At 66.6% G+C, this 18,395-nt stretch carries 19 protein-coding genes; 11 read left to right on the forward strand and 8 right to left on the reverse strand.

Features of this window, described 5'->3' with window-relative positions; all coding sequences use genetic code 11:
- The first annotated feature begins 4 nt into the window (after positions 1-4).
- Positions 5-1,267 carry an FAD-dependent oxidoreductase gene (locus tag AC07YR_RS07670; RefSeq protein ID WP_494733609.1) on the forward strand — a complete coding sequence of 421 codons (1,263 nt, stop codon included), beginning with the start codon at positions 5-7 and terminating at the stop codon, positions 1,265-1,267.
- On the opposite strand, the gene AC07YR_RS07675 is transcribed toward AC07YR_RS07670, so the two are convergent.
- From AC07YR_RS07675 to acsA, 5 genes are read right to left on the reverse strand one after another with little or no spacing between them, the layout of a single operon-like run.
- Positions 1,256-1,498 (reverse strand): acyl carrier protein, encoded by a 243-nt coding sequence (locus AC07YR_RS07675; protein WP_055801120.1) that lies wholly within the window; start codon positions 1,496-1,498, stop codon positions 1,256-1,258. The two genes, AC07YR_RS07670 and AC07YR_RS07675, sit on opposite strands and share 12 nt — an antisense overlap.
- Positions 1,495-2,880, reverse strand: a complete 1,386-nt coding sequence (locus AC07YR_RS07680) for a dihydrolipoamide acetyltransferase family protein (protein ID WP_494733610.1) — start codon at positions 2,878-2,880, stop codon at positions 1,495-1,497. Before AC07YR_RS07680 ends, AC07YR_RS07675 begins: the two co-directional genes overlap by 4 nt.
- Positions 2,873-3,853, reverse strand: coding sequence for an alpha-ketoacid dehydrogenase subunit beta (locus tag AC07YR_RS07685; protein ID WP_055801115.1), 981 nt, complete (start codon positions 3,851-3,853; stop codon positions 2,873-2,875). The genes AC07YR_RS07680 and AC07YR_RS07685 overlap by 8 nt, the downstream gene beginning before the upstream one ends.
- Entirely contained in the window at positions 3,850-4,851 is a 1,002-nt protein-coding gene (gene pdhA, locus AC07YR_RS07690; RefSeq protein WP_494733611.1) for a pyruvate dehydrogenase (acetyl-transferring) E1 component subunit alpha, read from the reverse strand. The genes AC07YR_RS07685 and pdhA overlap by 4 nt, the downstream gene beginning before the upstream one ends.
- Positions 4,848-6,671: an acetate--CoA ligase gene (gene acsA, locus AC07YR_RS07695; protein WP_494733612.1), complete on the reverse strand. Its 1,824-nt coding sequence runs from the start codon at positions 6,669-6,671 to the stop codon at positions 4,848-4,850. The genes pdhA and acsA overlap by 4 nt, the downstream gene beginning before the upstream one ends.
- 149 nt (positions 6,672-6,820) lie before the next feature.
- Between acsA and pyrE the strand changes: the two genes are divergently transcribed.
- From pyrE to AC07YR_RS07715, 4 genes are all read left to right on the forward strand, one after another.
- Positions 6,821-7,405 (forward strand): orotate phosphoribosyltransferase, encoded by a 585-nt coding sequence (gene pyrE, locus AC07YR_RS07700; protein ID WP_494733613.1) that lies wholly within the window; start codon positions 6,821-6,823, stop codon positions 7,403-7,405.
- Positions 7,406-7,541: 136 nt separating this feature from the next.
- Entirely contained in the window at positions 7,542-8,306 is a 765-nt protein-coding gene (locus AC07YR_RS07705; RefSeq protein ID WP_055801107.1) for a GAF and ANTAR domain-containing protein, read from the forward strand.
- Between the two features lie 122 nt (positions 8,307-8,428).
- Entirely contained in the window at positions 8,429-9,022 is a 594-nt protein-coding gene (locus tag AC07YR_RS07710) for a hypothetical protein (protein WP_436056568.1), read from the forward strand.
- A gap of 50 nt (positions 9,023-9,072) precedes the next feature.
- Positions 9,073-10,116 (forward strand): thioesterase domain-containing protein, encoded by a 1,044-nt coding sequence (locus AC07YR_RS07715; RefSeq protein WP_494733614.1) that lies wholly within the window; start codon positions 9,073-9,075, stop codon positions 10,114-10,116.
- Positions 10,117-10,188: 72 nt separating this feature from the next.
- On the opposite strand, the gene AC07YR_RS07720 is transcribed toward AC07YR_RS07715, so the two are convergent.
- Positions 10,189-11,019, reverse strand: coding sequence for an HAD-IIA family hydrolase (locus AC07YR_RS07720; protein WP_028272259.1), 831 nt, complete (start codon positions 11,017-11,019; stop codon positions 10,189-10,191).
- A 271-nt stretch (positions 11,020-11,290) separates the two neighbouring features.
- Here AC07YR_RS07720 and AC07YR_RS07725 point away from each other — a divergent pair, with 271 nt between their 5' ends.
- The 4 genes from AC07YR_RS07725 to AC07YR_RS07740 all read left to right on the forward strand — a co-directional run bounded on the left by AC07YR_RS07725 (position 11,291) and on the right by AC07YR_RS07740 (position 14,620).
- Positions 11,291-12,250 (forward strand): hypothetical protein, encoded by a 960-nt coding sequence (locus AC07YR_RS07725; protein ID WP_494733615.1) that lies wholly within the window; start codon positions 11,291-11,293, stop codon positions 12,248-12,250.
- A 20-nt stretch (positions 12,251-12,270) separates the two neighbouring features.
- The gene (locus AC07YR_RS07730; protein WP_494733616.1) at positions 12,271-12,954 is read left to right on the forward strand and encodes a TrmH family RNA methyltransferase; all 684 of its coding nucleotides are present in this window, start codon (positions 12,271-12,273) and stop codon (positions 12,952-12,954) included.
- Between the two features lie 221 nt (positions 12,955-13,175).
- Positions 13,176-14,195 (forward strand): class II fructose-bisphosphate aldolase, encoded by a 1,020-nt coding sequence (gene fbaA / locus AC07YR_RS07735; protein ID WP_028272257.1) that lies wholly within the window; start codon positions 13,176-13,178, stop codon positions 14,193-14,195.
- 2 nt (positions 14,196-14,197) lie between these two features.
- Positions 14,198-14,620, forward strand: coding sequence for a DUF3151 domain-containing protein (locus AC07YR_RS07740; RefSeq protein WP_055801094.1), 423 nt, complete (start codon positions 14,198-14,200; stop codon positions 14,618-14,620).
- A 68-nt stretch (positions 14,621-14,688) separates the two neighbouring features.
- On the opposite strand, the gene AC07YR_RS07745 is transcribed toward AC07YR_RS07740, so the two are convergent.
- The gene (locus tag AC07YR_RS07745) at positions 14,689-15,321 is read right to left on the reverse strand and encodes a uracil-DNA glycosylase family protein (protein WP_028272255.1); all 633 of its coding nucleotides are present in this window, start codon (positions 15,319-15,321) and stop codon (positions 14,689-14,691) included.
- 436 nt (positions 15,322-15,757) lie between these two features.
- On the opposite strand from AC07YR_RS07745, the gene AC07YR_RS07750 reads away from it, so the two are divergent.
- Positions 15,758-17,047 carry an adenylosuccinate synthase gene (locus tag AC07YR_RS07750; RefSeq protein WP_028272254.1) on the forward strand — a complete coding sequence of 430 codons (1,290 nt, stop codon included), beginning with the start codon at positions 15,758-15,760 and terminating at the stop codon, positions 17,045-17,047.
- Between the two features lie 110 nt (positions 17,048-17,157).
- On the opposite strand, the gene AC07YR_RS07755 is transcribed toward AC07YR_RS07750, so the two are convergent.
- Complete coding sequence (locus AC07YR_RS07755) at positions 17,158-17,349, reverse strand: hypothetical protein (protein WP_055801091.1); 192 nt, start codon at positions 17,347-17,349, stop codon at positions 17,158-17,160.
- 296 nt (positions 17,350-17,645) lie between these two features.
- Here AC07YR_RS07755 and AC07YR_RS07760 point away from each other — a divergent pair, with 296 nt between their 5' ends.
- Positions 17,646-18,095, forward strand: coding sequence for an Hpt domain-containing protein (locus AC07YR_RS07760; RefSeq protein ID WP_494733617.1), 450 nt, complete (start codon positions 17,646-17,648; stop codon positions 18,093-18,095).
- Positions 18,096-18,395 lie beyond the last annotated feature (300 nt).

The raw sequence follows: 18,395 nt of genomic DNA on the forward strand, positions 1-18,395 counted from the left end.
GTGCATGGAGCAAACGGGGTGCGTTGTTGCCGGCGGAGGGCCGGCGGGGATGATGCTGGGCCTGTTGCTGGCCCGGGCCGGAGTGGAGGTCACTGTGCTCGAAAAGCACGGCGATTTCCTGCGCGATTTCCGTGGCGACACCGTGCACGCCTCCACCATCAGGCTGATCGACGAACTGGGACTCGGCGACGAGTTCCGGAAGCTTCCGCAGAGCAGGTTGAACGCCGCCGCCTTCCCCCTCCCCAACGGCGGGATGCTGACGCTCGGCGATTTCGCCTCCTTGAAGCCGCCCTACAATTACATCGCCATGATGCCGCAGTGGGACTTCCTGAATTTCCTGGCCACCGAGGCCGCGCGCGAACCCACATTCCGGCTCCTGATGAGGCATGAAGCCACATCGCTAATGTTCGACGACGGCCGCGTCACCGGCGTCCGCTACCGGACACGTGCGGGCAGCGACGAGGCAAGTACCGAAGGGGCGATCCACGCGGACCTCGTGGTGGCCACGGACGGGCGCCATTCCGTGCTGCGCCGGTCCGCCGGCCTGCAGTCGAAGGAGTACCCCGTTCCCTTCGACACCTGGTGGTTCAAGCTCCCGCGCCACGCGTCGGAAAAAGGCGCCGTGGCGGGCATCGTCCCGGCGTTCCGGGGCCGCGAAGCCATGATTGCGCTGTTCCGCGACGACTACTACCAGATGGGATACCTCGGCCCCAAGGGAACGGATGCCCGGATCCGTGCCGAGGGAGTTGAACGGTTCAGGGAACGCGTCGCCGCCTTGCGGCCGGACCTGGCCGACCGTGTGGACGCCATCCGTTCGCTGGAGGACCTTCACTTCCTGGATGTGCGGCTGGACCGGCTGCGGCGCTGGTACGTTGACGGGCTGTTATGCATCGGCGACGCCGCCCATGCCATGTCCCCGGCAGGCGGGGTGGGCATCAACCTGGCCATCCAGGATGCGGTGGCCGCGGCCGCAAGGCTGGCACCGGGCCTGCTCCAAGGCCAGGTGACGCTGCATGATCTGGCTGCGGTGGAACGGCGGCGCCGGATGCCCACCGTTCTTCTCCAGACCGTTCAGCGCATCATGCACCGGGCGGTTTTCGTGCCCCTGTTCGCCGGGAGGAGGTCCGGGGTTCCGTCAGTGGTGTTGTTTCTTGCCAGGCACGTTCCGGCGCTGACAAGGCTCATGCCGCGGCTCATCGCCTTCGGACCCAGGCCGGAGCATGCACCCGACTTTGCCCGCCGGGCCCAGCCGCGCTCAGCCGCGTGAGGCGACGTAGTCGATCAGGCCCCTCACCGTGGCCACGGAGGCGTAGTCGCGTTCAGGGATGTCGACGCCCGTGGCCTCATCGATGGTCTCCACCAGCCTCAGGAAATCCAGCGAATCCAGCTCGAGGTCCTGCCGCAGCCGGGACCCTTCGTCGAGACCGTCAAGGTCCACGTCCGGGGCTACCTGGTTGATGGCCGCGTGCACGGCCTGCCGTGCGTCCTGCTCATTCATAGCTCCTCCGGTTTTTGCAGCAGTTCGTCGATCCGGGCCAGGAAGCGGGCCCCCCGGAGTCCGTCGCTCACCCGGTGGTCGGCTGACAATGTGGCAGTGACTGCGGGCCGCACACCGAGCATGCCGTCCTGCGCCCAGGGCTGCTCCACCACCTTGCCCAGGCCCACCATGGCCACCTGCGGCGGGTAGATGACGCCGTACACAGCCTCCACCCCCAAGTCGCCCAGATTAGTGACCGTGATGGTGGGGTCGGCCATTTCCGCGCGCTGCAAGCGCCCCGCCCGCGCCCGGCCCACCAGGTCCCGCAGCTTCTGCATCAGCACGTCCACGGCCAGGGTGTCGGCATCGTGGATGGCAGGCGCCACCAGGCCGCCGTGCCGCAGGGCCACGGCAACGCCCAGGTGCACGGTGCTGCTCGGCCGGAACACCCCGTCGGTGAAGAAGCCGTTGACTTCCGGAATTTCCCGGGCGGCCACTGCTGTGGCCTTCAACAGCAGGGCCGAGGGAACCAGCCGCGAGGCCACCGGCCGCTGTTCGTTGACCTGCTGCATCCATCCGATGGCGGCACGAAGATCCAGCGTGGTGCTGACGTAGTAGTGCGGGATGGTCTGCTTGGACCGGGTCATGAGCGAGCCGATGGACCGGCGGAGGCTGGACAAGCGGTCCTGCGCGTCCGGCGACGGCGTTTCTTCCGCTGCCGGTTCTTCTTCCGGTTCTTTTTCCGGTGCCGGGGCCTCCGCGGGAGCGGACGCCCCGGCTCCCTGCACGGCACGCTGGATGTCAGCCTCGGTGACGGCGCCGTCCGGGCCTGTCCCCGGCACCGTGCCGATGTCGACGCCGAGCTGGTCCGCCAGGCGCCGTGCCCGGGGCGAGGACCGCACCCGGGTCCCGTGGGGTGCCGGCGCAGCTTCGGGAACCGGCGCAGCCTCAGGAACCGGCCGATCGGACCGCGCGGCCGCCGCGCGTTCCACGTCGGCGCGGGTGACCGCCCCGTGCTTGCCTGTCCCGCGGATCCCGGACGGATCCACGCCGAGCTGGTGGGCCAAGTGCCGGACCGGGGGAGGAACCTGCGCCGCGGCTGCTTCCGGACCAGCCTTTGCCGGCGGGACCGCCGGCTGCCCTCCTGCCTGGCCGGCGCCGTCGTCCGGGGTCCGGGTGATCCGGGCCAGGGGAGTGCCGATGGGAACAGTGGTGCCCACATCCACCAGGAGCTCGGCCACGACGCCCTCTTCGAAGGTTTCGACGTCCATGACGGTCTTGTCCGTGTCCACCACGGCCACCACATCTCCGCGGTGCACGTAGTCGCCGGGTTTAATCAGCCACTCCACCATCTTGCCGTGCTCCATGTCCGCACCAAGGGACGGCATCCTGAAATCACCCACGGGCGCCTACCGCTTCCCGGGCTGCGGCGACGATGCGCTCCGCCGTGGGCAGTGCCGCCAGTTCCAGGTGTTTGGCGTAGGGCAACGGCACTTCGGCGCTGCAGACGCGGCCCACCGGTGCGTCCAGGTCGAAGAAGGCGTTCTCCGTGATCCGCGCGGACAGCTCTGCGGAGATGCTGCCGCTCCGCCAGCCTTCGTCCACCACCACTGCGCGGTGGGTCCGGGCCACGCTCCCCAGGACGGCGGCGTCGTCGAGCGGGCGCAGCACGCGCAAGTCCAGCACCTCCGCGTCGATTCCCTCGGCTGCCAACTGCGTGGCGGCGTCGAGCACTGCCGGTAGCGTTCCGCCGTAGGTGATGAGCGAAATGTCCTTGCCGGGGCGGCGGACGGCGGCCGTACTGATATCCACCGGGCCGGCGTCGTCAGCGAGGTCCCCGGCCACGTTGTACAGGGTTCCGTGCTCGAAGATCAGCACCGGATCCGGGTCTTCCAGCGCCGTCCACAGCATCCCCCGGGCATCCTCCAGGGTTGCGGGGGTGAGGATCCGCAGCCCCGGGATGTGGGCGTACCACCCCTCCAGGCTGTGTGAGTGCTGGGCTCCCAGCTGGCGCCCGGCTCCCGTGGTCATCCGGATGACCAGCGGCACGTTGAACTGCCCGCCGGACATGTGCAGCAGGGTGGCCGCGTTGTTCACCAGCTGGTCCAGCGCCAGCAGGCTGAAATTGACGGTCATGATCTCCACAATGGGCCGCATCCCGCCCAGGGCCGCCCCGATGCCTGCGCCCACAAAGCCGGATTCGGACAGCGGAGTGTCCCGGATCCGCTCCGGGCCGAACTCCTCGAACAGGCCAAGGCTCACCGCGAAGCATCCGCCGTACGCGCCAACATCCTCGCCCATGAGGAACACCCGTTCGTCGCGCTGGAGGGCGTCCCGGATGGCAGCCCGCATGGCTTCGCGGTAGGTGGTCTTCATTGCGGGCTCCGCTCGCTGTACACGAACCGGGTCAGTTCCTCCACCGGTTCCAGCGTGCCGGCTTCGGCAAACTCCACGGCGGCCTTCACTTCCGCGTCCACGTCCTGCTGGATCTTCTTCCAGTCCTTCTCCGTCAGCTGGCCGGCGGTTTCCAGGGCGTTCCGGAGAGTGCTGATCGGATCGCGCTCCATCCAGCGGGAGACCTCCGTTTTTTCCCGGTACCGTTCGGGATCGAACATGGAATGGGCCCTGAACCGGTAGGTCCGGAGCTCGAGGAAGTGCGGTCCGCCGCCGGCCCGGACGGCGTCCACGGCACGGCGCGCAGCCTCTTCGACGGCGAGCACATCCATCCCGTCCGCGGACCACGAGGAGATCTCGTACGCGGCGGCCTTGAGGGCAATATCGGTCTGCGATTCGGAGCGGGCCAGCGCGGTGCCCATGGCGTACAGATTGTTCTCGCAGCAGAACAGGACCGGCAGCTGCCAGAGCGCGGCGAGGTTCAGGCTTTCGTGGAATGCGCCTTCGGCTACGGCGCCTTCGCCGAAAAAGCAGGCGGTCACCCGGGAGCGTCCGGACATTTTATCGGCGAGCGCCAGGCCCACGGCCAGCGGCAGCCCGCCTGCCACGATCGCGTTGCCTCCGTAGAAGCGGGTGGCGGCGTCGAACAGGTGCATGGAGCCGCCGCGGCCGCGGCAGCAGCCTTCCACATAGCCGTACATCTCGGCCAGGATGGCTCCCGCGGACACACCGCGCAGCAGCGCATGGCCGTGTTCCCGGTATGTTGCCACCACGGCGTCGTCCGGAGCCAGGGTGCTCATCACACCCGCGGCGACCGCTTCCTCTCCGATATAGACGTGCAGGAACCCCCGGATTTTCGCCGCGCTGTAGAGCTCCACGCACTGCTCCTCGAGCCGCCGCACGCGCAGCATCTGATGGAGCAGGTGGCGTGTATGGTCGGAGTCCGCGCTTCCGGATCCCCGCGCTGATGTGCCGCTCACGCCGGCGCTCCGGGGTAGCTGCCGGGCGGGGTCTCGATGGTAGACGTGTCACCTTCGGGGAGGCCGAGTTCGCGGGCTTTCAGGAGCCGCCGGAGGATCTTGCCGCTCCGGGTCTTGGGCAGCGCGTCGGTGAAGTCCAGCAGCCGGGGGGCAACCGCCGGGCCCAGCCGTTTGCGGGCAAAGCCGATGATGTCCAGCTTGAGCGCCTCCGAGGGCTGCCACCCGGTGCGGAGTTCCACGAAGGCCTTGACCACTTCGCCGGCCAGGTGGTCGGGGACGCCGATCACCCCGGCCTCGGCCACCGCTTCGTGCTCCATCAGCGAGCTCTCCACCTCGAATGGTCCGATCAGGTGCCCGGAGGACTTGATGACGTCGTCGCCCCGGCCGACGAACCAGAAGTACCCGTCCGCGTCCTGCTTGGCCAGGTCTCCGGTGAGGTACCAGCCGCCGGCGAAGCAGCGCCGGTACCGTTCGTCTTCATGGAGGTAGCCGCGGAACATGGACGGCCAGCCCGGCCGGAGCGCCAGTTCGCCCACCGCATCCGGTGCGGTGACCAGCACGGCCTCGCCGTCCCGGAGCACCGGCTTGCCGTCCGGATCCCGCGCCACAATCGCGGCCTCAACGCCGGGCAGGGGACGGCCCATGGAGCCGGGCCGGATCTCCATGGCGGGGTAGTTCGAGATCATGATGCCGCCGGTTTCGGTCTGCCACCAGTTGTCGTGGACGGGCCGGCCGAACGCTTCCTGTCCCCACACCACCACTTCGGGGTTGAGCGGTTCGCCCACGCTGGCCACAAACCGCAGGGCGGACAGGTCATGCCCGGCGGCGTGGCCGGCGCCGGCCTTCATCAGCATGCGCAGGGCGGTGGGGGCGGTGTACCAGACGGTGACGTGCTGCTCGGCGAGGATCCGGTACCACCGGTCCGCGTCCATCTCCTCTTCGTCCACAATGGTGGTCACGCCGTGGGTGAGGGGAGCGATCACACCGTACGAGGTGCCGGTGACCCAGCCGGGGTCCGCCGTGCACCAGTAGACGTCGTCCGGGTGCAGGTCCAGCGCAAAGAATCCGGTGGCGCGGTGGGCGGTGACGGCGTCATGCACGTGGATCGCCCCTTTGGGGGTGCCGGTGGTCCCGCTGGTGAAGTGCAGCAGGGCCATTTCTTCGGCGCGGGTGGGTGCCGCCTCGAGCGGCTGCGCGTCCCGCATGAGTTCGGCCAGGTCCAGCGTTCCGGGGTCCGGCAGGCCCTCGGCATCGATCAGCAGCACGTGCTCCAGTTCAGGCAGCAGGTCTCGGATCGGGGCAACCTTCCGCCGGTACAGCGCCCGCGTGGTGACCAGGGCGCGGCCGGCACCCAGATGAAGGCGCTGGCGGACGGGCTCCGGGCCGAAAGCGGAGAACAGGGGGCAGAAAACGCTGGCATTCTTGAGCGTCCCCAATACCGCGACGTACAACTCCGGGCTGCGGCCCATGAGCGAAAAGACCCGTTCCCCGCGGCCGATTCCCAGCCCGTGCAGGACGCCGGCAAACCGTCCGGTCTGTTCGGCCAGTTCCGCGTAACTGAGGGAGCGCGCCGTACCGTCGGCGCGGATGAAACGCAGGGCCTCATGGCCGGCCCGATCGCCCGCGGCGTGGCGGTCCACAGCCTCGTAGGCTATGTTGACGCCGCCATCCGGCAGCCCTGCCAGCTCATGACGCGCCTCATCCCAGGAGAAAGCGGCGCGGCTGGCGTCGTAGTCCACCATGTTCGGGCGGACTGCCAGGCCATGGACGTCCTTCGGGATTGCGGACCAGCGGGTGGATGGAGCGGTTCCGGCCGTCATGGTTCAATCGGACTCCTCGCCGGGAGAACTGGCTAGAGTAGAAAGTCCCGTGGGACGCCCCGGCCCGCTCTCCTGCCCATGTTCCGGCCCGTTCTCCCGCCAGCACAGGACGCGCCGTCACAAACCGCGGAGCCACTAAACTGGACCCCATGACTGCCACCAGCCCCCGTGCAGCTGACGCTGCTGCCGCCCGTGCCCGCCTGCTTGAACTCATCAAGGAACTCGCCGTTGTCCGCGGCAAGGTGATCCTGTCCAGCGGGGCCGAAGCCGACTACTACATCGACCTCCGACGCATCACGTTGCACCACGAGGCGTCCAAGCTGGTGGGCCAGGTCATGCTCTCGCTGATCGACGACGCCGGCATCGACTTTGAGTGCGCCGGCGGCCTCACCATGGGCGCCGATCCGGTGGGCACCGCCGTGATGAATGCCGCCGTGGACGCCGGCCGCACCGTGGACGCGTTTGTTGTCCGCAAGGCCCAGAAGTCCTACGGCATGGGCCGCCAGGTGGAAGGACCCTCCGTGGAGGGCCGCAAGGTCCTGGTGCTCGAGGACACGTCCACCACCGGCGGGTCCGCACTGACCGCCGTCGAGGGTGTCCGCAAGGCCGGCGGCAACGTTGTGGCCGTCGGCGTAATTGTGGACCGCGACACCGGCGCCAAGGAAAAAATCGAAGCGGAGACCGGAGTTCCCTACCTGTTCGCGTTCGGCAAGGATGAGCTCGGCCTGAGCTAGCGTGCGTGCCGCCGGCGGCGGACAATTCAGCGGCGGACAATTCAGCCGGGAGCTAACCCCGCTTGAATGGCCAAGAGGCGGCACCCTACAATTTGCGTAGCTCAAATTCAAGTCACGCACCTGGAGAGACCGCGCCATGCTCCCGTCCAACCCAGCACCCAACACCGTCGAACAGATCCAGAACCTCATCCTGGAGAGTGCCGACTTCGAGGACTTCCTCAACGAACTGGCGCGCTTTTCCGCGCACCAGATGGCGGGCGACGGCGACGACGCCCTGTGCGGCATCACGCTGCTCCGGGACCGCAAGGCGGCCACCATCGGCTGGAGCAGCGATTCCGCGCGCGAGGTGGATGAGATCCAGTATTCGCTCTCGCAGGGGCCCTGCCTGACGGCCGCCGAGGAAGAACGGGAAGTCCACGTTCCGGACCTTTTCGAAGAGGACCGCTGGGGCCCTGACTACGCCGATGCTGTTGCCTCGCACGGACTGCGTTCGGTGTTGTCCCTCCCGTTCCACCTCCAGGGCGATGCGAAGGCCGCCCTGAACCTCTACTCGGATGTCCCGCACAAGTTCGATGAGAAAGCGGCGGCGCGCGCCCGGGGGTACACGCGCGAAGTGTCTCAGGCCCTGCGCCTGGCCGTCAGGTTCTCGCTGCACACAGACAGTGCCACCAACCTCCGGGCAACGCTGGAGTCCCGGACCACGATCGACATCGCCGTGGGCATCGTCATGGCGCAGAACCGCTGCAGCCAGGAGGCGGCCGTGCAGATCCTGACGGACGCGTCCAGCAACAGCAACGTCAAGCTGCGGGACATCGCCAGATCCTTGGTGGATTCCGTCGGCGGAGCGGGCACCCGGACCCACTTCGAGGAGCCCAGGCAGGGCAAGTCCCGGGTCGGCTGACCGCACGGCAGGTCCGGGTCGGCTGAACCGGGCCACGCCGCAGGCTTGTGTTGGACGGGCCGCGGAAGCTACGCTGTCCGAGGTTGAGCCGTCGGCCATAGACACCCTTTTTTGGAGTACCTATGGACCGCAAACTTCACGCCCTCGTTAAGCTGGACGTCGCTGCAAATGTTGTTCGGATCGACGTCCGGGGCAGCCTCAACCAGGAATCCCGACCCGCCCTGGTGCACGTCATCCGCCGTATCCGCCGCATGGGTGTCACTGCCCACATCCGGGTGGATCTCTCGCAGGCCGCGTTCGTGGAATCGCCCGCTTTGGTGGGGCTCCGCAACGACCTCAACGCGGTCGACGGCGACACCTCCGGCGGCGGCTCCGCGGCGGGTTCAGGCGTTTCGCTCGAATTCATGCCCAGACCGGACGGCCTGGGCCCTGATGCCGGACCCGGTGTGAAGACCGTTGAAATCACCGGTGAATTCGCGGCCTCCATCGACCCTTCCGGATGCGGACCGCTGGCCCAGTACTCCGACGACGAACTCCTGGCTGCCAGCGACTCCGTCTTTGGACTGCTGGACGATCCCGCCGCGATTGCGGGCACCGAGCTGCTGGCGCAGTATGACGCGATCGGGGTGGAAATTTCGCGGCGGGAGAATGCCGAAGCCGGCCGGAACGCCGCAACGGATCCCCTGCAGGCGCTTCCGGCCGAGCCCGCGAACTAGCCGGTTCCGCGCGTTTCATATCCGGCTTCCGCTGTGGCTACGGTAGAGGTGTGCCGAAAGTCCAGGAGCCACCACAGCCTGAGGGCGGCCCTGGAACAGCCGAGGGCCGCCTCCTCAAGCATGCCGCCGAACTCAGGAGATTTTCCCGGCGAAACTTCCTGGCGGGATCGGGGGCGGCAGCGCTGCTGGCCACCGACATGTTCTTCACCCGTTATGTCCAGGCAGAGCGGCGCACCAACAGGATCCTGACGTTGGGCGACGATTTCGCGGAGAGCTACTACCCGAACGCCAGCTGGATCCTGTTTCCCGGCTACAAGACCAGCTGGGAGGAAGCGCAGTGGATCCTCAATTCCCTGCGCGGTGCGATGCGCCAGCGCGGCCAGCTGGCCGCCGTCGGCTATTCCAACCAGGGGCTGGACATTGACCAGATCGTGATCGCGGTGATTGAGCATGTCCGGGCGAAGCAGCTGACCAGCCTGTACTTCTACGGCCACAGTTTCGGCGGCATGGTGGCTACACAGGTCGCTGCCCGGCTTCGCGAGCTGCACGGCGTGGAGGTGAAATTCATCCTGCTGGACTCCAGCCCGTATAGCAAGTACGACGTCCTGGACCAGAGCTGGTTCGAAGGCGTGGTGGTGCTCTACGAGGGCGGGTTCCGGGTTCCCACGGTGCTGCGCGGCGGGTACGAGCTGGGCGAACGCATCGTGCACAAGGATGAACGGTCCTGGCGCCAGGTGGTGGACCAGAGCCTGGAGCAGCTGTCACCGATTGCGCCGTCCAGCGTGCTGATCCAATCCGAATCCGCGTACATCTACCACTTCGACGCCACCCGGTTCGCCGACAAGCTGGGCGGGACTCGGATGGCGTTCATCGGCAATCCCCGGGACGGCACCGTGAACTATCAGACGGCCCGCGAATCGTGGGCGCGGACCTTTGCGGCCAACATGGTGTCCAACGACCGCCGTACCGATGACGCCCTGCCGGCGCACGCCAGTCCCCAGTGGAACCCGTTCGTTTATCGGCCCATCCTGGAGGAGTTGCAGGATGAGATCTTCCCGCTGCCTACCGGCGGGCCCAAGATGACTGCATTCTGACCCTGCCGCCCGGGCCCTTCGGCCCGACCCCGGAAACCCGGGCCGGCGCCCGGGCCCGCGCCTTGAACCCGGCTAGATCTGGCTCTTGAGGTCAGCCACCGAGTTCAGGATCTGGTTGGGCCGGAACGGGTAGGCGGCAATGTCGTCCTTGTGCGTGATTCCGCTGAGGACCAGCACGGTGTGCAGCCCGGCCTCCATTCCGGCGATGATGTCGGTGTCCATCCGGTCGCCGATCATGGCGGTGGTCTCGGAGTGGGCGTCGATCTGGTTCATGGCCGAGCGGAACATCATGGGGTTCGGCTTGCCCACAATGTAGGGTTCGCGGCCGGTGGCCTTGGTGATCAGTGCTGCGATGGCGCCGGTGGCGGGCATGGGGCCGTCCTTGGACGGTCCGGTGGCGTCCGGGTTGGTGGCGATGAAGCGGGCGCCGGCAAGGATCAGCCGGATGGCCATGGTGATCGCCTCGAAGGAGTAGGTGCGTGTTTCGCCGAGCACCACGAAGTCAGGGTTCTGGTCGGTGAGGATGAAACCGGCCTCATGCAGCGCCGTCGTGAGTCCTGCTTCGCCGATGGTGTAGGCGCGGTTCCCGGAATCCGAGCCGCGGACCTGGTCCTTCAGGAACTGCGCCGTGGCCAGCGCCGAGGTCCAGATGTTCTCCTCGGGAATTTCCAGGCCGGAGGACTTCAGGCGGGCGGCCAGGTCGCGGGGAGTGAAGATGGAGTTGTTGGTGAGCACCAGGAAGCGCTTGGAGGTGTCCACCCAGCGCTGGATCAGTTCCGCGGCTCCCGGGATGGGCTGGTTTTCGTGGACCAGCACTCCGTCCATATCCGTCAGCCAGCATTCGATCTCCTGGCCGCTTCGGTAAAGCGCTGCCGATGAACGTACTTCGTCTGACTTTGCCATGGTGATCCTCCAACGATGATGTGCCGGTTCCGGCTCCCAGTCTGTCATTTTTGGGGCGCCGGAACATCCGGCACGGAAGAATGACAGACCCGGTGCGGCGTTGTGGCGCCATTCGTTGGACTAGGCTCGTGGCTGGCACCAGTGTGCCAGCGGCCGCGGATCGGGGGAGTCCGCGGTGGTTGCTGTGCCGGCCTGCGCCGGGAGGTCCCCAAGGATATTCCGGGCATCCAAAGAACCGCAGGATGCCCGCCAGCACCTGAAAGGGACAGCCATGAGCAACAACTACGGCCCGCCGCCACCGCCCCAGCAGCACTACCCATCGAACAACTTCCCGCCGCAGACTCACCCCCTGCAACCCCATCAGCCTCGGAACAAGAAGAACCTGATCATTGTCCTGGCTGCCGTCGCCGCTGCCGTGACCGTTGCGCTGGTGGCCGTGTTTGTCTGGGTCATTCCCGCGTTCAGCAAACCGCAGGCTGAGGACAGCCCGGCGCCCGTGGCCACTTCCGCCGAATCCGCGTCCCCGAACGCGGCAGAGGACAGTGCTGCCCCCGAGGAATCCGTGGCACCATCCGAAGACGCCGGAGCCGATGACATGCCGGCCGGGGCCTTCCCGCTTCCGGCCGGCTGGGATGACCTGCAGGGTCCCGCCAACATTCCAGCCAGCGACGACCCGCTTTACAACCGGTTTGTCACCGGGGAATCCTCGTTCTCCTACCTGTCCGCCTGGAGCAGCGACGACACGTTCGGGATCACCAAGGACCCCGCCACCGGCGCCCCGATGCAGCAAGTCGCCAAGGGCACTGAAGAGCGCGACGGCGACGGCATCTCCACGGCGTTCTCGTTCTTCGCCGAAGCAGAGGAAGGCAAATACGGCAAGGAGCCTGAAAAGGTCCAGGCAGCCATCAAGGAGATCGAGGCAAAGCTCAAGGCCATCCCCGCCGCCGAACTGCCGCAGCACCTGGTCGGCCACAAATGCACCGGCAATTTTGAGGCGTCGACGCCGGAAATCAGGGAGTTCCGCCGGGCGGCCGCCGTGGTGGTCGGCTTCACCTGCACCAACGCCGGGGGAGACGCCATCCGCGCCGTCAACCTGTTCACCGTGACTCCGTGGGGCACACCGCAGATGATGGGCGTCAGCGGGCACGAGAGTTACTGGACCGCCAACCCGGAGGCACTGGAGAAGATCGGCAACTCGTACCGGGCGAACCGCTGGAAGCTGGACGGCTAAGCCGCGGCTAAAGTTGAAGCGTGACTGACCCCCAGACCCCTACAGCGCCCGCCTCCCCGCCTGATTCCCCCTCCGGCGGGGAACCGGAGCCCAAGGCGGAGGTCGGCGTCGGGCCCTGGGAAGGCGAGTTTCCCGAAGGGGAACACTGGGACCCGGACCTCCTGGCCGACGGCGACCGCCGCAATGTGGTGGACAAGTACCGCTACTGGAAGCACGAGGCGATCGTGGCGGACCTGGATTCGAAACGCCATGACTTCCACATCGCGATCGAAAACTGGCAGCACGACCTCAACATCGGCACCGTGGTGCGCACCGCCAACGCGTTCCTCGCCAAGGAAGTGCACATCATCGGACGACGCCGGTGGAACCGCCGCGGGGCAATGGTCACCGACCGCTACCAGCACGTCCGCCACCATCCCACCGTGGAGGACTTCGTGGCGTGGGCGCAGGGGGAGGGGCTGGCGATTATCGGCATCGACATCTTCCCCGATTCCGTGCCGCTGGAAACCTACGACCTCCCGAAGAACTGCGTCCTGGTGTTCGGCCAGGAAGGTCCGGGCCTGACGCCGGAGGTCCACGAAGCGGCCCTGGACACTCTGTCGATCGAGCAGTTCGGCTCCACCCGGTCCATCAACGCGGCGTCCGCGGCCGCCATCGCCATGCACGCCTGGATCCGCCGGCACGTGTTCAGCCAGTCCGTCTAGTCCCCGCCGAGGTGGCGCGGGAGGTGACAGATCGCGGCAGTTGGAGGGCCTGAAACTGCCGCGGAGTGCCACCACGAGGCAGCGGGCCCAGTGCAAAGTGTTACCCGGCCAGTGACCCGAAACACTGCCCCTTCGCAGAAATGGCTAGGATGGGTGCTAGCCGACGAGGTCCACTCCAGGGTCAACACAACCCGTAGACGAAATTCACTTTAGGAGTCAGCATGCCCATTGCAACCCCAGAGATCTACTCCGAGATGATCGACCGCGCTAAGGCGGGCGGCTTCGCATTCCCGGCCGTGAACGTCACGTCCTCGCAGACGCTGAACGCGGCCCTGCGCGGCTTCGCCGAGGCAGAGTCCGACGGCATTGTCCAGGTTTCCACCGGCGGTGCGGCCTACTGGTCCGGCGCCTCCACCAAGGACATGGTTGCCGGCTCCCTGGGCTTCGCCGCGTTCGCCCGCGAAGTCGCCAAGAACTACGGCGTCAACATCGCGCTGCACACCGACCACTGCCCCAAGGACAAGCTGGACGGCTTTGTCCTGCCGCTGCTGGCCGCCTCCGAAGCCGAGGTCAAGGCCGGACGCAACCCGATCTTCAACTCGCACATGTGGGACGGCTCCGCCGAGACCCTGCAGGAAAACCTGCGCATCGCCCGTGAACTGCTGGAGCGCACCGCTGCCGCCAAGATGATCCTCGAGGTCGAGATCGGCACGGTCGGCGGCGAGGAAGACGGCGTCGAAAACGAGATCAACGAGAAGCTGTACACCACGGTGGAAGACGCCCTGGCCACCATCGAAGCCCTCGGCGCCGGCGAGAACGGCCGCTACATCACCGCACTGACCTTCGGCAACGTGCACGGGGTGTACAAGCCCGGCGGCGTTAAGCTCCGCCCGGAGATCCTCAAGGACATCCAGGCCCAGGTCGGCGCGAAGATCGGCAAGGACAGCCCGTTCGACCTCGTCTTCCACGGCGGCTCCGGCTCCTCGGACCAGGAAATCGCGGACGCCGTTTCCTACGGCACCATCAAGATGAACATCGACACCGACACCCAGTACGCCTACACGCGTCCGGTGGCGGACCACATGTTCAAGAACTACGACGGCGTGCTGAAGGTTGACGGCGAGGTCGGCAACAAGAAGACCTATGACCCGCGCGTCTGGGGCGCCTCCGCTGAAGCAGGACTCGCCGCCCGCGTGGTTGAGGCCACCAAGCAGCTCGGCTCGGCCGGAAAGACGTTCTAACCATGTCCGACGAATTCCGCAGGAACCTCATGGGCCCGGAGCCCACGCTCCTGCCCGCGGAGTCCGAGATCTACCAGCACCTGGCCCTCGGCCAGGAGGCACTGGATCTTGTGGCGAAGCACCCCACGTCCTCGCTCCTCTGGGCCATCCTGGCCGAGGAGGCCTGGAACGAGGGGCGGACCGTCGACTCCTACGCCTACGCCCGCGTGGGCTACCACCGGGGCTTGGATTCGCTGCGGCGCAACGGCTGGCGCGGAGTGGGACCCATCCCCTGGGAGCACGAGCCCAACCGCGGCTTCCTGCGCGCCCTGTACGCCCTGGGCCGCGCATCGTCGGCCATCGGCGAGGCGGAGGAACCGGAACGCATTGAGAAGTTCCTCAATGACTCCGATCCCGCCGCCAAGGCTGCCATCGAAGGCAAATAACTGAACATACGACGGCGGCTCCCCACCTTTCCGGGTGGGGACCCGCCGTCGTTGTTGGTTCAGCGCAGTTAGTTCGCCTTGGTCAGGCCGGTGCGGGCCATGGCGTCAGCGTACGCAACGTGCATTTCGTCGAGGTACTGCTGCTGGCGGGCCTCGGTGCCGGCGAATGCGCGGCCGCTGAGTGAACGGACCTTGTAGGTCTTGAGGCCGCGGCGCCAGAGCAGCGGCACTTCGGTCTTCAGGAGCAGCTGGGCCAGGCGGTTGGCCTCGGTGCCGTGGGCCACGATGACGGAGGCGCGGGGCACCAGCGCAAGGAACTTCAGCAGCGGCTTGAGGCCGGCCGAAATCTGGTCAGGCGTGAACTTGCCGTTGGGCTCGCCGGGGATGTGCCACGGGTGCACGTTCCAGGGCATGACGAATTCGGGGCGGAGGCCCAGCTTCCACTGCACGCCGAGCATGCGGGTGGCAGCTTCGCTGTCGCCGGCGGTGATGAAACCGGATTCATCGGCCGTGCCGATGTTGGAGTACAGGCTGATGATGCGGCACTCGTCGACGTCGTGCATCGGGTCCACGTACGGGACCACGGTGTCCGGCTTGAGGCTCTGGAAGGTGTCGCACAGCTCGTTGACAACTGCGACGTTGGGTTCGTAACGGCGGCTCAGAAGCTGCTCGCGGAATGATTCAGTAGCCAGGGCTGTCATGTATTGCTGTGTCTCCTGCGGGATCGGTGACGCTGCCAGACCGGATTAAGGCATGCCAAGTACCGGGCACGCCATATACGGTGTGGTTTGAAAATGTGGTGAGTGGACCGATTCCTGATCGATCATTACCAGTCTATCAAGCCCAGCGAAATGCCGGGCGGCGGTAGCATCTCGCCACATTGTCGTCCCCGGAGCAGGCGCAGAGCGCAGCCCCGGTGTGAAGCCGCTCCGCCAACGGGCGAAAGCGGTGCTTGTCACTCATATCGGCTAAACTTGGGTGGTAAGAGCCCCGGAACTCTTGCGTTGCGCGTGACGGCCAGTCGGCCGGACAGGCGCGGCAGTGGAATTCGGGGCATTCTCATGAACGGCGCTGTCCCCTGGCGGTCACCTCGGTGAACCGGCTGCGGTCCAGCCCGAACGAATGGGGGAGGATCCCATGCCAGCAATCGTGATCGTCGGAGCCCAGTGGGGCGACGAAGGCAAAGGTAAAGCCACTGACCTGCTTGGCGGCCGCGTGGACTACGTGGTCAAGCCGAACGGCGGCAACAACGCCGGGCACACCGTCGTCGTAGGCGGTGAGAAGTATGAGCTCAAGCTCCTTCCTGCCGGCATCCTGAGCCCGAACGCGGTTCCGATTATCGGCAACGGCTGTGTGGTGAACCTCGAAGCCCTGTTCCAAGAAATCGACGGCCTGGAGGCCCGAGGCGCGGACACCTCCAAGCTCCGCGTCTCCGCCAATGCCCACCTCGTGGCGCCCTACCACCAGGTGCTGGACAAGGTCACCGAGCGGTTCCTGGGCAGCCGGGCCATCGGCACCACCGGCCGCGGCATCGGCCCGGCGTACATGGACAAGGTGGCCCGCCTGGGCATCCGCGTCCAGGACGTTTTTGACGAATCCATCCTGCGCCAGAAGGTGGAAGGGTCGCTGCGACAGAAGAACGAACTTCTCGTCAAGGTCTACAACCGCCGCGACATCGAGGTCGAAGAGATCGTCAGCTATTTCCTCTCCTTCGCCGAACGCCTGCGCCCGCTGGTCATCGACAGCACCTTCGTCCTGAACAAGGCACTGGACGAGGGCAAGGTTGTCCTCATGGAGGGCGGCCAGGCCACCTTCCTGGACGTGGACCACGGCACCTACCCGTTCGTGACCTCCTCGAACCCGACCGCCGGCGGCGCGTCGGTGGGCTCCGGCATCGGCCCCACCCGGATCTCGCGCTCCATCGGCATCATCAAGGCGTACACCACGCGTGTGGGCGCCGGCCCGTTCCCCACGGAACTGTTCGATGAGATGGGCATGTACCTGCAGAAGACCGGCGGCGAGTTCGGCGTCAACACCGGCCGCCCCCGCCGCTGCGGCTGGTACGACGCCGTCCTGGCACGCCACGCCTCGCGCGTCAACGGCTTCACCGACTACTTCGTCACCAAGCTGGATGTGCTCACCGGCATCGAACAGATCCCTGTCTGCGTGGCCTACGACGTGGACGGCGTGCGGCACGACGAAATGCCCATGACCCAGACCGAGTTCCACCACGCCAAGCCGATCTTCGAGTACTTCGAGGGCTGGACCGAGGACATCACCGGTGCACGCACCCTGGAGGACCTCCCGGAGAACGCCAAGAACTACGTGCTGGCACTCGAGAAGCTGTCCGGCACGCGATTCTCGGCCATCGGCGTCGGCCCGGACCGCGACCAGACCATCGTGGTCAACGATTTGATCAACGACTAACGATCCAGAACAGATGTTCGACGGCGGCGGGTCACCTGGAAAGGTGGCCCGCCGCCGTCGTCGTTAACCGGTGTGACGGCGCTCGTGGGCGCCGGCGCACATGGGTGCAGCTAGGCGCCGGACTGCTTGTTGCGGATCTGAAGCAGGTGCTGCTGCAGTTTTGCTTCGGCATCCCGCCGGCGTCGGGCCTGCTCGCGCATGGCCCGCGTCGCGGCGGAACCCAGTGGATTCATCAAACCGGTCACATGTTTGGGGGTCGCTGCCGGACCGGCGGCAGGGACGGCCATCACTTCCTCGCTCATGCCGGTATCCTGACACCCGCGCCCGCCGCACGTAACCCCCGGCACGGGAGCGTTACAGGATCGGAACCTGCCCCTGTCCGGACGAGCCGCCGTACTCGTGCCGCCGGCCACGAGGCTGATACGTAGTGGTGCGCATGATGCAGGTGGTAGCGGGTGTGTTTCGGGTAGGGGCCACTCGTGACCGCCACTGTCCTCCCTCCCTATCTTGGACTCACCGGCGCTGTGCTGGGAGTGGGGCTTCCACAGGCAAATCGTCGGACTGCTAACGGGAGGGGATGGACGTCATGGGTCTCAGCGTGAAGTCAGGAAAGAACAAGACCGCTCCGGAGCCCGGGCAATCGGACCGGACCGCAACGGTCGAACTGGGGCCGCGGCGGTACCGCGCCCGCATCAACAGGGCACCGGTCCTGGACCGCACGCGCGTGCAGGAGCTTGCCGGGGATATCCATTCCCAAAGCCGGCTCCTTGAATTCCTTAACCTCTTCCTGGTCCTGTTGCCCTCCAGGGTGAACAATGTGGCGGGTGCCTTGGCCAGCGGAGACTTTGAGGCCGCGAGTGCGGCCGCCCAGAGCCTTGCCTCGTCTGCCGCGATGGCCGGAGCAGCCCGGCTGGAGCTGGTTGCCCTGCTCGTCGACAGCGATCTCCGCATCGGCCGGATGGACCGGGCCCGCGAGACCGGCAGGCGCCTCGGACCGGATGCTGCCGAGCTGGCATCAGCCCTGTCCCGGCTGCTGACGGGCCGCTGACAGCGAACCCGGAAATTCCCGGAAATTGTTGCCCGTTCCCCCTCTGATCATGCCCGGATCCGGTCCCTGAGCCAGCGCCGGATCCGATCCCGGAACGGTGCTCAAAACTTTTTTGAAGTTTTTTGGATTCCGCGTAACCCTGGACCGTGCCGTGACGATTACCACTATGAAAGCGCCGGGTTCGAAGTTGTCCCCCATCAGGTTCGAACCTGGCGCTTGACTGCAAAAAGAGAGCCGGGCCGGAACTGTCCCCCATCATGTTTCCGGCCCGGCACTTTTTTGTCCGGGGCCGGTTCAGCG

The sequence above is a fragment of the Arthrobacter sp. GW460-12-1-14-TSB2 genome, assembly GCF_059423525.1.

Bases quoted from the DNA above. Each gene is read 5' to 3' on its own strand.
- AC07YR_RS07670 (WP_494733609.1), top strand. From the start codon at position 5: ATGGAGCAAACGGGGTGCGTTGTTGCCGGCGGAGGGCCGGCGGGGATG.
- AC07YR_RS07675 (WP_055801120.1), bottom strand. From the start codon at position 1,498: ATGAATGAGCAGGACGCACGGCAGGCCGTGCACGCGGCCATCAACCAG.
- AC07YR_RS07685 (WP_055801115.1), bottom strand. From the start codon at position 3,853: ATGAAGACCACCTACCGCGAAGCCATGCGGGCTGCCATCCGGGACGCC.
- acsA (WP_494733612.1), bottom strand. From the start codon at position 6,671: ATGACGGCCGGAACCGCTCCATCCACCCGCTGGTCCGCAATCCCGAAG.
- pyrE (WP_494733613.1), top strand. From the start codon at position 6,821: ATGACTGCCACCAGCCCCCGTGCAGCTGACGCTGCTGCCGCCCGTGCC.
- AC07YR_RS07705 (WP_055801107.1), top strand. From the start codon at position 7,542: ATGCTCCCGTCCAACCCAGCACCCAACACCGTCGAACAGATCCAGAAC.
- AC07YR_RS07710 (WP_436056568.1), top strand. From the start codon at position 8,429: ATGGACCGCAAACTTCACGCCCTCGTTAAGCTGGACGTCGCTGCAAAT.
- AC07YR_RS07720 (WP_028272259.1), bottom strand. From the start codon at position 11,019: ATGGCAAAGTCAGACGAAGTACGTTCATCGGCAGCGCTTTACCGAAGC.
- AC07YR_RS07725 (WP_494733615.1), top strand. From the start codon at position 11,291: ATGAGCAACAACTACGGCCCGCCGCCACCGCCCCAGCAGCACTACCCA.
- fbaA (WP_028272257.1), top strand. From the start codon at position 13,176: ATGCCCATTGCAACCCCAGAGATCTACTCCGAGATGATCGACCGCGCT.
- AC07YR_RS07740 (WP_055801094.1), top strand. From the start codon at position 14,198: ATGTCCGACGAATTCCGCAGGAACCTCATGGGCCCGGAGCCCACGCTC.
- AC07YR_RS07745 (WP_028272255.1), bottom strand. From the start codon at position 15,321: ATGACAGCCCTGGCTACTGAATCATTCCGCGAGCAGCTTCTGAGCCGC.
- AC07YR_RS07750 (WP_028272254.1), top strand. From the start codon at position 15,758: ATGCCAGCAATCGTGATCGTCGGAGCCCAGTGGGGCGACGAAGGCAAA.
- AC07YR_RS07755 (WP_055801091.1), bottom strand. From the start codon at position 17,349: ATGAGCGAGGAAGTGATGGCCGTCCCTGCCGCCGGTCCGGCAGCGACC.